This is a genomic window from Geobacillus sp. LEMMY01 (genome assembly GCF_002042905.1).
GTDB classification, from domain to species: domain Bacteria; phylum Bacillota; class Bacilli; order Bacillales; family Anoxybacillaceae; genus Geobacillus; species Geobacillus proteiniphilus.
This window is the reverse complement of the sequence record NZ_MVKA01000028.1, coordinates 42892-55324: the sequence shown is the minus strand read 5'-3', so window position 1 is coordinate 55324 and position 12433 is coordinate 42892. Positions and strand designations below refer to the sequence as shown.

Sequence of the window (12433 nt, the reverse complement as noted above, 5' to 3'; positions counted from 1 at the left end):
ATGTTTCCCTACCCGAGGGGGACAAACGCCACTTTTCCCGTTGCTTCGTGCCGCCGCTTCCACAGCCCTTCTTCCCTGCTTCCTATAGCCGCTGAAACTCCGGTGTTTTCATCAGGTACCCGAAAAACTGTTGTTTCGCTTGTCGGTATTCTTCCATGTTTTTTCCTCCGTATTTCTTTTTCAGCTCATCATATTCGACTCTATACCGATCGTTGGCCAGCAACACCTCGCGAAACTTCCAAAATAGATCAAGTTCCGAACCAATGGCCGTCAGCTGCACTCCTAACGGCAAATCAGCCGTCTCATCATAAAACGCGCAAAATGAATCGGTTCGAATACTTCCCTCATTCACCTTATACAAGGTAGATAGCTTCTCGACGGCATCTGCAAACATCGACTCCGGAACCCGCACTTGCAGGTCGACATCCCCTTTCGTGAGACTGTTGGGAATCGCCGTGCTTCCGACATGCTGCACATCTGCCTTGGGGAGCAACCGCAAAATACGCTCTCTATGTTCCAAAAACACACGCTCCGCCCGCTCGCTAATCTGATTGGAAAGCAAAAAAGAAACGAGTTCCATGTCCATTCTCCTCCCTGCCCTATTTTTTTCAACACAAACCCGTTCTTCCCCTTCCACGCTTGAAAATGATTTGTTTGAACGCTCTCCCACCTACGCTAACGCTTAGAGGTGGGAGATTCTTGGGAACACCCGCCCCACGGCAGGCTGTTAACCAAGCCATCCCCGTGCGTCCCACGGTTCAGCTGCCTTACAAAGACAGCAAACGAAGTCCTTCATTCAGAATATTCCGAGCGGCGTTCTCGTCTCGATCGTGTTCGGCTCCGCAGTTCGGGCACACCCACTCGCGGATGGACAGCGATTTCACCTCAACCTGCCGATGCCCGCAGCACGAGCACAATTGGCAAGAGGGAGATCGATGGCGAATACCGATTCATCCCCCTCTTACGCCCATGCGTGGAAGTGAGGGTCTTCTCGGCGCGAGATGATAAATTGTGAACTCCTTCCCCTCTTCGTTGCATCCCTTGCCCCTATTTTGTATCATGAATAATTAAGAGAAATTTAGCAGAAAAAGGAGTGCCGACCATGACCAAACAACTCCCTCCCGGCCAATTCGAAACCGAAAAATGGCCGATTTTGCATGAAGGAGATGTGTACGAATTCGATGAAGCGACATGGAATTTCCGACTGTTCGGCGATGTGAAAGAGGAGGTGTCGCTTTCGTATCAAGAAGTGATGCAGCTGCCCAAGACGGTTTCAACCATCGATATGCATTGTGTCACAACATGGTCAAAATTCGACACGACGTTTGAAGGCATCGCCTTTCGTGAATTTTTGCGCTTTGTCGAACTAGATCCGGACGTGAAATACGTGAAAATTTACGGATATTTAAATGGCGACCGGTTCGGCTATTCGGCGAACTTGCCGCTTGAGGCGCTGATGGGCGACGATGCCTTGTTTGTCTACCGATGGAAAGACAAGCATCACGATTGGCAGGACATCTCGCCGAAGCACGGCTATCCGCTCCGTTTCATTCCGCCGGCGACGTTTTACTTATGGAAAGGGGCGAAATGGGCGTCCGGCATCCGCTTTATGAAGGAAGATGAGCCGGGCTATTGGGAAGAGCGCGGCTATTCGATGACCGCCAACCCGTTTAAAGAGGAGCGATTTGCCGAGTGGGTGCCGCGTCTTCGCTTTTGACGAAGCCAAGGCGGTCGGCAAACCAAAAAAGCGAGGGGTTGAGAAAAACACCCTCGCTTTTTGATCATCAAGCGGCTTGGCGGGATGCGGCTTGTTTCTCAAGCCAAGAGCCAAGGCGCAAAAAGAGAAGCATAAACACCGCCGCCGCCATCGCTCCTTTGACGACGTTAAACGGCAAAATCGCCGAGATGACCAATGCTTTTGTTTCCGGCGCGCTCATCGCCGGAGCGCCGAGGAAAAGCGTGTATGCCGGCAAAAAGACGTAGTAGTTGAGCACGCTCATGATGAGAGCCATTGTCGCCGTTCCCGCCGCCAGCCCCAGCAGCATGCCTTTTTTCGACGCGGCTTTTCGATAAATATAGAAAACAGGCAAAATGAACGCCACCCCGGCGGTGAAATTGGCCATCTGCCCGACCGGAACGCCGGTCGCGCTGCCGACGAAAACATAGTTCAGCACGTTTTTGAATAGCTCGACCGCAACGCCGGCGAGCGGACCGTACAAAAGCGCCGCGACAAGCGCCGGGATGTCGCTGAAGTCGACAAGCAAAAAGTTGGGAAACGGCGGCAGCGGAAAATTGAGCATCATAAGCACATACGCCATGGCGCTAAAGACGCCGATGACCACAAAGGCGCGGACGTTGAACGATTTCATATCAAGTCTCCTCCCCTTCTCGTGATCCATCCTCACAAGAAGAAGGCTGCCGTATTGAGCGCAAATAAAAACTCCCTTAAGCACGGAGCCTAAGGGAGAAAAAGGGTATGCTCAACTAGGCGTCTCGAATACACACGAAACACCGGCAAACCTTCATCTTCTCCCATCCAGACTATACTGTCGGCTCCGGACTCGCACCGGATCCTGCCTTGCGGCTCGCGGGCTGAGAGGCATCCGCCTCATCACCGCCGGTCGGGAATTTCACCCTGCCCCGAAGATGAATCGTTTATACATTTTTTATTATTCTGATTAATTTAGTATACAATACCTCTTTTCATTAGTCTATCATTTTTTCTCATGTGTTTTATGTTTGGCGCCTACTCCGCCAACTTGTCAATTCTCCTTTGGAAGCATATCCCCCGGCTCGAGCACCGGCGGATGGACGTCCACCGTATCGGCGTATTCCAGCCCGGTTCCGGTATTTAATACGACGACCGTCTCCCCATCACGAATCCAACCGCTCTCGCGCAACTGACGGGCCGCCGCAAACGCCGCCGCTCCTCCCGGGCAAATGAACGCCCCTTCGAGTTCGGCTGCCGTCCACTGTTCAGCCAAAATCGCTTCATCGTTGACGGCAATAGCGCAACCGTCCGTCTCATACACCGCCTCAAGAACAAGGAAGTCGCCAAGCGCTTTCGGCACATTGATGCCAAACGCCACTGTATGGGCGTTCGGCCAAAACTCCGATTCACGTTTTTTCTCCTTCCACGCCTTGACGATCGGCGCGCAATGCTCGGCCTGCACAGCGACAAGCCGCGGCATGCGGCCGTCCACCCAGCCGAGCGCCTGCAGTTCTTTGATCGCCTTTTGAACGCTCTCCCACCTACGCGTACACTTAGAGGCGGGAGATTCTTGGGAACACCCGCCCCACGGCAGGCTGTCAACCAAGCCATCCCCGTGCGTCCCACGGTTCAGCTGCCCTACAACGACAGCAAACGAAGGCCTTCATTCAAGATATTCCGGGCGGCGTTCTGGTCCCGGTCATGTTCGGCTCCGCAGGTTGGGCACACCCACTCGCGGATGTCGAGCGATTTCACTTCAACCTGCCGATGCCCGCAGCACGAGCACAATTGGCTCGATGGGAAGGTGCTCGCGACACGGACCACCGTCCGCCCGTACCATTTCGCTTTATACTCGAGCATGTTGAGAAAACGCCCCCATGCGGAATTGGAAATGCTCTTGGCCAGCTTGCGATTCTTCTGCATGTTCCGCACGCGCAAGTCCTCCACGCACACCACTTGGTTTTCGCGGATGAGCCGGGTGGACCATTTGTGCAGGAAATCGTTCCGGCAGTTCGTGATTTTCTCATGAAGCTTGGCCACCTTCAAATGAGCTTTGCGCCAGTTCGAACCGCCCGGCTTTCGGCGGGACATCACCCGCTGCCAATAGGCCAGCTTCTCTTCGTATCGGCGCCAATACTGGGGGTGTTCCATCTTCTCTCCAGTGGAAAGAACCACCATATGTTTCAACCCCAAATCGACGCCCACTTGCTTGTCCGTCGCCGGTAATGGAGGGATTTCCGTTTCGACGAGGATGGAGACAAAATACTTCCCCGTTCGGTTTCGGCGAACGGTGGCGGAGAGAATGCGGCCTTCCACCTCACGGCTTTTGGCAAACTTCACCCATCCAAGCTTCGGGAGTTTCAAGCGATGGCCGTCCACTTCGATCGATGGGCGCCCTTTCTTTGGGTAGTTGCACTGGGCGGTGTACGATTGATTCGGGTGTTTTTTGCTTTTGAAGCGGGGAGCGTTCGCGATTCCATCGAAGAACCGGTCAAACGCCTCGTCCAGTTGCTGCAGCGCGTTTTGCAAGGCGGTCGAATCGGGCGCCTTCAGCCACGGGAGCGTTTGTTTCAATGCCGTCAGCCTCTTGGAACATTCGTTGTAGCCAAGCCCTCTTCCGGTGGTTTCATACGCCTGATTCCACTCGTCCAAAAAGTGGTTGTACACAAATCGGCAACACCCGATCGTTTGGTGGATGAGCTTCACTTGTTTTTGGGTGGGATACAGCCGAAAGCGATAGGCTTTATACATGATCTTCCCTCCTACATCAGGGAACGTATGTTCTATCCCTATCCATTTTACACCTTCTGTTTTGTTGAGGCAAGAGGAAGATCGACGACGAATCCCGATTCATCCCCCACTGACGCTCACGCGTGGAAGTGGGGGTCTTCTCGGCGCGAGATGATAAATGCCGATCAACCCGACGCCGCCGGTCGGATACAAAATGACATCCGGGAGCTGCCACGAGAATTGTTCGGCAATTTCCAGTCCCATCGTTTTCTTCCCTTCAATCCGGTACGGTTCTTTCAACGTCGACGCATCGTACCAGCCATATTCGCGGATTGCTTTGGCGACAATTTGCCCGGCATCGCTAATGAGGCCGTTGACTAAATACAGTTCCGCCCCAGCGATGGCGCATTCCTTTCGCGTCAGTTCCGGCGCATCAACCGGCATGACGACCGTCGCCTGGATGCCGGCTCGAGCGGCATAGAGCGACCACGCCGCACCCGCGTTGCCGTTTGTCGGCATCGCGAGCTGTTTGACGCCCAGTTCCTTTGCTTTCGACACCCCAACCGCCGCGCCGCGAGCTTTAAACGTCCCTGTTGGAATAACCCCTTCGTCTTTCATGTAGAGCGCTTCAATGCCGATTTCCCGCCCTAAGCGCTGCATCGGCACAAGCGGCGTCATCCCTTCGCCGAGCGACACGATATGTTCAGGATGCTTTACCGGCAGCAACTCATGATAACGCCATAAATTCGCTTCACGTTCCCTCAGCACATCCCTCTTGACTTTTTGGCGCATCGACTCCAAGTCGTAAGCGACAAGAAGCGGCGAACCGCATTCGCAAAGTTGATGGATTTGGTCGACATCGTATGTACGTTCACACTTTGGGCAATATAGGTGGGATACATAGCTGAATCGCAAATGACTTCTCTCCTTTCTTGCTCACTTCATCCGCACCGGACAAACGGTGTCTCCTTCACCGTTTCAGAAAGGCATAACCGGCGGCAGTTGGCTTTTTCACTATAACATAATAGCCATCGTCGGCATCTCCTCCCTCGCTTTTATGCATAATTGCGCCAAACCAGCAAACACTATAGTCGAACATTTCATGGTCCCAGCTGAATAGACTGCCAGGAGGTGATCGCAGTGGATCGAAAAACAAAAGAAAACGTGAACAATCTGGAAACGAAAGCGACACCAGGAAATCTTGCTGCGCAAAAACAGGCAGAAAGCGAAAAAAACAAGCAGCGTGCACCGAAGATGTGACCAAGGAAAAGCGGACGATCCAAAACATCGAAGCGGTTTTCCTAGGCGGTGAACCGCTTTGTTGCGTGAAAGACGTCGCGACGAACCCTCCTTGCCTTTTTTCCTCATGAAGTTGTCCCTCTATTTTTCATTGTTTCGATCCACATATGATAAAATAAAATGGAAAGCGCCGTCTATTTTTTCCTTTCCAGTTGGAAGAATCATTCATCGATCCAAGCAAATCGATGCATAAAGGAGATGGGCCAATGAAACAAGAATTGATCGAACGCTTCATCCGCTACGCGAAAGTCAACACTCAATCCGACCCAAACAGCCATACGTGCCCGTCGACTTCGGGACAGTGGGAGCTGGCGAGAATGCTCGTCGAAGAGCTGAAGTCGATCGGCATGGAAGACGTCACGGTCGACGAAAACGGCTACGTGATGGCGACGATGCCGGCCAATACGGACAAAAACGTGCCAGTGATCGGCTTTTTGGCTCATATGGACACCGCTCCGGAGTTTACGGGAGCCAACGTCAACCCGCAAATTATCGAACAGTACGACGGCGGGGACATCGTGTTAAACAAAGAACAAGGCATCATCTTGTCGCCGAACGACTTCCCGGAGCTTGCCCACTACAAAGGGCATACGCTCATCACGACCGATGGGACGACGCTGCTTGGTGCTGACGATAAAGCGGGGATCGCCGAAATTATGACCGCGATGAACTATCTCATTCAACACCCGGAAATCAAGCATGGCAAAGTGCGCGTCGCCTTTACGCCGGATGAGGAGATCGGCCGCGGGCCGCATAAATTTGACGTTGCCAAATTCGGCGCCCAATTTGCCTACACGGTCGACGGCGGGCCGCTTGGCGAATTGGAGTATGAAAGCTTTAACGCTGCCGAAGCGAAAATCACGATCAAAGGAAAAAACGTCCATCCGGGCACAGCGAAAGGAAAAATGATCAACTCGATCAAAATCGCCATGGAGTTCCAGCAGCAGCTGCCAGCCCATGAGGCGCCTGAGCATACGGAAGGATATGAAGGGTTTTACCATTTGCTTTCGTTCCAAGGCAGTGTAGAGGAAACGAAGCTTCATTACATCATCCGCGACTTTGACCGCGAACAGTTCGAGGCTCGCAAAGCGAAAATGAAAGAGATCGCGGCTTCGCTTGCGCAAAAATATGGAAACGACCGAATCACTCTCGAAATCAACGACCAATATTACAACATGCGCGAAAAAATCGAGCCGGTGCGCCACATTGTTGACATCGCCCACGAAGCGATGACGAACTTGAGCATTGAACCAAAGGTGAAACCGATCCGCGGCGGCACGGACGGGTCGCAGCTCTCCTACATGGGGCTGCCGACGCCGAACCTTTTCGCCGGCGGCGAAAACTTCCACGGCCGCTACGAATACATTTCCGCCGACAATATGGTGAAAGCGGCCGAAGTGATCGTGGAGATCATCAAGCTGTTCGAGCAAAAAGCATCTTGATCTGCGGAAAAACTCTCTTGAACGGTCTTTTTCTATCGTCCAAGCACAAGCGGCTGCAAGCCCGCCCATTAGGAGTAAAGAAAAGGTGTCCCGAGTCTTTTGGGGACACCTTCTTCATTAGATAAGCGACCGTTCGCCCTTCCATCATTTTTCCTCGGTCAACACCTGTTACGGAAGCCGGTTGATCCGCCCCTCGATCCGTGCTGAGAACGGTTGCTCAAGACCGCGAATATACGAAACAAGGGCATCCAAATCGACCGGGCCGACCTCGCGGTTTGTCCCTTGCGTCAACACCGTGAACCCATCGCCGCCGTCGGCGAGGAAGCTGTTGACCGTCACCGTGTACTCGGCGTCCGGTTTCAGCGGTGTGCCATCAGGAAGCTGAATGTCAATGACTTTTTCTCCGACCGGCTTGCTGGCGCTCCATGTATAGCGGAGGCCGGAGATTTGCAGCATGCGCGTTTGGGTTGGCTGCCATTGTTGATTCAAAAGCTGGCGGATTTGCGCGCCGGTGAGCGTCATTTTCACGAGCTGGTTGTTGAACGGCTGAACGTTGTACAATTCGCCCCACGTCACTTCGCCTTGTTCAATATCGGCGCGAATGCCGCCCGGGTTCATAAAGGCAAAATCGGTTTTCATCGCCGCCCGCTGGGCATCGGCGATCAAATTGCCCAAGGCGGACTCGCCGCTTTCGTTTTGTTCATCGGTGATCGTTTCGGCCGCTGTACCAATGACTTGGTTGACAAGCGGCGCGACTTTCGCTTCATATTTTTCAATGAGCGTCCGAATTTCCGGGTCCGGAGTGATGCCGTCATGATATGTCGTCACGATCTCCGCTTTTTTTGCGACGACGTCTTTCGTGCGTGGGTCGATTTTCAAATCGACATCAGAAAACGCCGTGCCGTATGAATACGACTGAACGAGCAGCTTGCCGTCCACAACCGCATTTAAATAGGCATGGTTATGACCGGCGAAAATCACGTCGACTTCATCATCGACATTTTTGGCGATATCGACAATTTCCCCGCTTGCGTTTGTCCCATCCGGATTGGATACGCCTGGGTTATGGGCGAGAACGATGATCGTTTGCACCCCTTTTTTCTTCAGTTCCCGGACCGCTTTGTTAATCGCTGTTGCTTCATCGATGAACTTGACTCCCGCGACGCCGCTTGGCGTCACAATCGTTGGTGTTTCCGTGAGCGTGACGCCGATAAATCCGATCGGCATGCCGTTGACCCGCTTAATCACATATGGCGGGAGAATCGGCTTTCCCGTTTGCGCATCAACGACGTTGGCGCTCACGTACGGAAAATCCGCTCCGGCGAAATCGCCGGTCGCCGGGTGGTATCCGCCATGGATCAAGCGGAGCATTTCCGCTACTCCTTCATCAAACTCATGGTTGCCAAGGGTGCCGACGTCAAAGCCGAGCTTATTGAGCACTTCGATCGTCGGCTCGTCCTGCAGCAGCGCCGATACTGGCGGACTCGCGCCGACCGCATCGCCGGCATGGACGAGCAGCGTATTTTTGTTTTCCGCCTCACGCTGTTTCAAATAAGCGGCCAAATAATCAGCCCGTCCGACTTCCCGCCCGCCGACTTTTCTCGTCACATTCAACTGGCCGTGGAAGTCGTTAATGCCTAACAGCTGCACCTCAATATAACGGTGCGAGGAAGCAGGCGGCTTTCCCTTGCTTTTCCCGTTCCCTGCCGCCCCAACTGGAGTCGCGGCCAGCACCGCTGCAGCAGCCAATGCGGATAGCACCCGTCTTCCCCATCGTTTGGAATTCTTCATTCCCGGTTCCCCTTTCTCTCGCCTTCTCGTTCACTCCCATTATATCCTTGCGAGTCAATACAATGATAGAGCAGAAAGGATGATTTTTCGTAAATATTTTGTAAATTCACAACTGACTGTTGAGAACAACAGAAACAAAAAAGACCGCCCGATAGAGTCTGTTGAACGTATCTCTTCGGACAGCCTTTCCCTTTTAGCTCGGTGGACAGCCTGCCGTGGGGCGGGTGTTCCCAAGAATCTCCCACCTCGAAGCACAAGCGTAGGTGCAAGAGCGTTCAACCGACCGCGTTTTTCTTGTTTAACGGAGCAACGCGAATGCCGGTCGTCTCCTCAAAATCGTACAACCCGCCCGGGAGATCGGCAAACCGCTCGAGTTCATTGTAAGCCGGAATGCCGTGGTACGCCATATCGAGCCCTTCTTCTTCCTCACGCTCTGTCGCCCGGAGCCCGACCGTTTTGGCGCATACGTTCGCGATGAGCGCACCGCTGACGAAGCCCCAAACGATGACCGTGAACGCGCCAAGCAGTTGGGTGATGAACAACGACGCATGACCGGTCGTCAACAATCCTTGCGTCGAGTCGAACAAACCGACGGCGAGCGTGCCAAACACCCCATTAAACCCATGAACCGCCACCGCACCGACCGGGTCATCAATTTTCAACGCATCGACCAACAGCGTCGCATAGACGACGATGACGCCGCTCACAAGACCGATCAGCACCGCGCTCCATTGCGAAACGAAGGCGCAACCGGCCGTAATGGCCACCAGACCGGACAATACACCGTTCATGACCATGCTTGGATCGGCTTTTCCGTACTTTTTCATCGTCACGAAGAGCGCCGACGCGCCCCCGGCCGCCCCTGACAGCATCGTGTTGAGGGCGATCGATGCCAATGCTTTATTGGATGCGTCGAGCGTACTGCCCGCATTAAACGCAAACCAGCCAAACCATAAAATGAACGCCCCAGCCGAAGCAAGCGGAATATTGCTCGGCGCAAATACGTTCACACTGCCATCCGAGTTGAACCGCCCTTTTCGCGGCCCGAGCCGCTTGGCGATCGCCAGCGCCGCAAAGCCGCCGAGCGCATGAATCGCTGCTGACCCTGCGAAATCTTTCATCCCAAGTTTCGCCAACCAGCCGTCGCTATGCCAAATCCAATGGCCCGATAATGGGTAAACGGCAGCGCAAACGAGAAGAACCGTCACAATGTATGCCTTAAAATTCATCCGCTCGGCAACCGCGCCGGAAATAATCGACACACACGCCACCGCAAACCCGATTTGAAACAAAACGAACGCCGCGCTAGGCAACGGAACAGACAACGAAATACGTTCCGGCGTCCCAAACAATGTCGTGCCGACCCATCCAAACGCATCATCGCCAAACATCAACCCAAAGCCAATGAACCAAAAGGCGAGCGCTCCAACGGTCAAATCAACGAAAATTTTCATTGTCACATTGACGGCGTTTTTCGTCCGCACCAGCCCTGCTTCCAGCAAGCTAAATCCGCCTTCCATAAACAGCACCATCGCCGCAGCGATGACGATCCACACTGCATTGACTTGCTCGATCATGCCTGTCCCTCCCGCTGATTGGCTAACTCGTCGATATCAAAATCCAACGTGCCCGTACGAATGTTGTACGCCTCAAACACCGGGTAGACGAAAATTTTCCCATCTCCGTCTTCCCCGGTTTGCGCAGCGGCGACAATGGTTTGAATCGTCCGCTCGACCATATAATCGGAAAGAACAATTTCCAGCTTCACTTTCGGGTGAAGCGTCACTTTGTAGTTTTTTCCTCGGTAAACTCCTTGCGTGTCCTTCTGTTTTCCCCGCCCAACGACTTGCGAAACGGTAAACCCGGTGATGCCGATCTGTTTCAGCCCTTTAATCGTATCGGTCAATTTTTCCGGCCGGATGATCGCTTCAATTTTTTTCATGTTTCCCGCCGCCCCCCTCAACCGTTTCTTGTGTAATAAAATATAACGTATTTATGTTAAAAATTATAACAATTAAAAGAGCTGTGTCAAGTATGAGGACAAAGTTTTTTTGCGCGCCGCCTATCGGGCATAACTCGAAGGAAAGCGGATCGGCAGGGTGTCCATCCAAACGACTGATCGCCGTTATCCGTTCTAACACAAAAAAGGTGTTCCGCAAACGATCGGAACACCTTTTTCATCGTATTGTCATTCGACGCTATGCCACGCGAAACGGCCATGAACGTCAAGCCCTTCTCCTTGTTAGATCGTCTCCTTCCCGCGCACGCCGTTGATCGAATAGCTCGCCGTAATGGCGGCATTTAACGAATGGGAAACGGAACAATATTTTTCTTTTGACAACCGAATGGCGCGGACGACCTTGTCTTCCGGCAAATCGCCTTCGAGCGCGTAATGAATATGAATCTCTGTAAACCGCTTTGGGTGGTCATCGGCGCGCGTTCCTTCGACTTCCATCGAAAACGCGCGGACATCAAGCCGCATTTTCCGCAAGATCAAAACGATGTCAATGCCGGTGCAGCCGGCTAAGGCGTGAAGCAAAAGCTCCATCGGCCGAGCGCCTGAATCGTTGCCGCCGACGTCTTTCGCGGCGTCGATCGGAATCACCACACCGGAAGCGCTTTGGCCGCTGAATGACATGTTTCCGTTCCATACAACCGTCGTTTTCATCATGGTCGCTCCTTTCTCATCTGTCCGGGGTCGGACGGACTTTCCGACAGCCCGTTTCTTCTTTTCAGTTTAGCGGCTATGTCCTTGAAATGCAAAATTCCTGTCTACCGTTTTCGCTCATGCATGTTAAAATAGAAACATGCACAAACTTGTTGAGTAAAGGGTGTTTGATTCGATGACCGCACTCATTTTGCTTCTTGCTTATCTTCTCGGCTCGATTCCGTTTGGCCTTCTTGTCGGGAAAATCGGCTACGGGATCGACATCCGCGAACACGGGAGCGGCAATCTTGGGGGAACAAACACGTTCCGCGTGCTTGGGGCGAAAGCGGGAACGATCGTCATTGTCGGCGATATGCTAAAAGGGACGCTGGCGGCGAGCCTGCCGATGCTTTTTTCCGTCCCCGTGCATCCGCTTTTGGCCGGGGCGATCGCCGTGGTCGGCCATATGTATCCGGTGTTCGCCAAGTTCCGCGGCGGCAAGGCGGTGGCGACATCGGGCGGGGTGATGCTGTTTTATTCTCCGTTGTTCTTTTTGTCGCTCATCGCCGTGTTTCTTGTCGTCTTGGCTGTTTCACGCTACGTCTCCCTGTCATCGATGGCCGCGGCGCTGTATGCGGTCGTGTACACCGTCTTTTTCACTGACGACATTCCATTGACGGTGGCAGTGTTGTTGCTGGCTTCGTTTATCTTTTATCGTCATCGCGCCAACATTCAACGCATCTTGAACAAAACGGAGCCAAAAGTGAAATGGCCAGGCAAACGCTCATGACGACGGACGGAGAAAGGAGTTTG

The 12433-nt window shown here is 53.2% G+C and carries 10 protein-coding genes, 3 pseudogenes and 1 riboswitch; of the genes and pseudogenes, 3 read left to right on the top strand and 10 right to left on the bottom strand.

Annotated elements, in window-relative coordinates; genetic code table 11:
- Positions 1 to 82 precede the first annotated feature (82 nt).
- Positions 83 to 580: a GrpB family protein gene (locus tag B1A75_RS13745; RefSeq protein ID WP_074043631.1), complete on the bottom strand. Its 498-nt coding sequence runs from the start codon at positions 578 to 580 to the stop codon at positions 83 to 85.
- A 187-nt stretch (positions 581 to 767) separates the two neighbouring features.
- Positions 768 to 929, bottom strand: a pseudogene (locus B1A75_RS13740) (zinc ribbon domain-containing protein); the annotation flags it as partial.
- 173 nt (positions 930 to 1102) lie between these two features.
- On the opposite strand from B1A75_RS13740, the gene B1A75_RS13735 reads away from it, so the two are divergent.
- Entirely contained in the window at positions 1103 to 1717 is a 615-nt protein-coding gene (locus B1A75_RS13735; RefSeq protein ID WP_074043632.1) for a sulfite oxidase-like oxidoreductase, read from the top strand.
- Between the two features lie 67 nt (positions 1718 to 1784).
- Here the strand turns inward: B1A75_RS13735 and B1A75_RS13730 are convergent, their stop codons facing one another.
- The 4 genes and pseudogenes from B1A75_RS13730 to B1A75_RS13715 form a co-directional block, all read right to left on the bottom strand.
- Positions 1785 to 2369, bottom strand: a complete 585-nt coding sequence (locus B1A75_RS13730) for an ECF transporter S component (protein WP_074043633.1) — start codon at positions 2367 to 2369, stop codon at positions 1785 to 1787.
- 151 nt (positions 2370 to 2520) lie between these two features.
- A riboswitch (FMN riboswitch) is annotated at positions 2521 to 2652 on the bottom strand.
- Between the two features lie 110 nt (positions 2653 to 2762).
- Positions 2763 to 3242 (bottom strand): annotated as a pseudogene (locus B1A75_RS13725) (pyridoxal-phosphate dependent enzyme); the annotation flags it as partial.
- Between the two features lie 107 nt (positions 3243 to 3349).
- Positions 3350 to 4462, bottom strand: coding sequence for an IS200/IS605 family element RNA-guided endonuclease TnpB (gene tnpB, locus B1A75_RS13720; RefSeq protein WP_074043634.1), 1113 nt, complete (start codon positions 4460 to 4462; stop codon positions 3350 to 3352).
- Between the two features lie 153 nt (positions 4463 to 4615).
- Positions 4616 to 5356 (bottom strand): annotated as a pseudogene (locus B1A75_RS13715) (threonine synthase); the annotation flags it as partial.
- A 590-nt stretch (positions 5357 to 5946) separates the two neighbouring features.
- Between B1A75_RS13715 and pepT the strand changes: the two are divergent.
- Positions 5947 to 7182 carry a peptidase T gene (gene pepT, locus B1A75_RS13710; RefSeq protein ID WP_079936366.1) on the top strand — a complete coding sequence of 412 codons (1236 nt, stop codon included), beginning with the start codon at positions 5947 to 5949 and terminating at the stop codon, positions 7180 to 7182.
- A gap of 168 nt (positions 7183 to 7350) precedes the next feature.
- Here the strand turns inward: pepT and B1A75_RS13705 are convergent, their stop codons facing one another.
- The 4 genes from B1A75_RS13705 to B1A75_RS13685 form a co-directional block, all read right to left on the bottom strand.
- A complete protein-coding gene (locus tag B1A75_RS13705) occupies positions 7351 to 8973 on the bottom strand; it encodes a bifunctional metallophosphatase/5'-nucleotidase (RefSeq protein WP_079936365.1) in 1623 nt (540 codons plus the stop codon).
- A gap of 275 nt (positions 8974 to 9248) precedes the next feature.
- Positions 9249 to 10550 carry an ammonium transporter gene (locus B1A75_RS13700; RefSeq protein ID WP_074043637.1) on the bottom strand — a complete coding sequence of 434 codons (1302 nt, stop codon included), beginning with the start codon at positions 10548 to 10550 and terminating at the stop codon, positions 9249 to 9251.
- Positions 10547 to 10915 carry a P-II family nitrogen regulator gene (locus B1A75_RS13695; protein WP_074043638.1) on the bottom strand — a complete coding sequence of 123 codons (369 nt, stop codon included), beginning with the start codon at positions 10913 to 10915 and terminating at the stop codon, positions 10547 to 10549. Before B1A75_RS13695 ends, B1A75_RS13700 begins: the two co-directional genes overlap by 4 nt.
- A gap of 300 nt (positions 10916 to 11215) precedes the next feature.
- Positions 11216 to 11641 (bottom strand): OsmC family protein, encoded by a 426-nt coding sequence (locus tag B1A75_RS13685; protein ID WP_011231257.1) that lies wholly within the window; start codon positions 11639 to 11641, stop codon positions 11216 to 11218.
- 175 nt (positions 11642 to 11816) lie between these two features.
- Between B1A75_RS13685 and plsY the strand changes: the two genes are divergently transcribed.
- Entirely contained in the window at positions 11817 to 12410 is a 594-nt protein-coding gene (gene plsY, locus B1A75_RS13680; RefSeq protein WP_011231258.1) for a glycerol-3-phosphate 1-O-acyltransferase PlsY, read from the top strand.
- Positions 12411 to 12433: the final 23 nt, after the last annotated feature.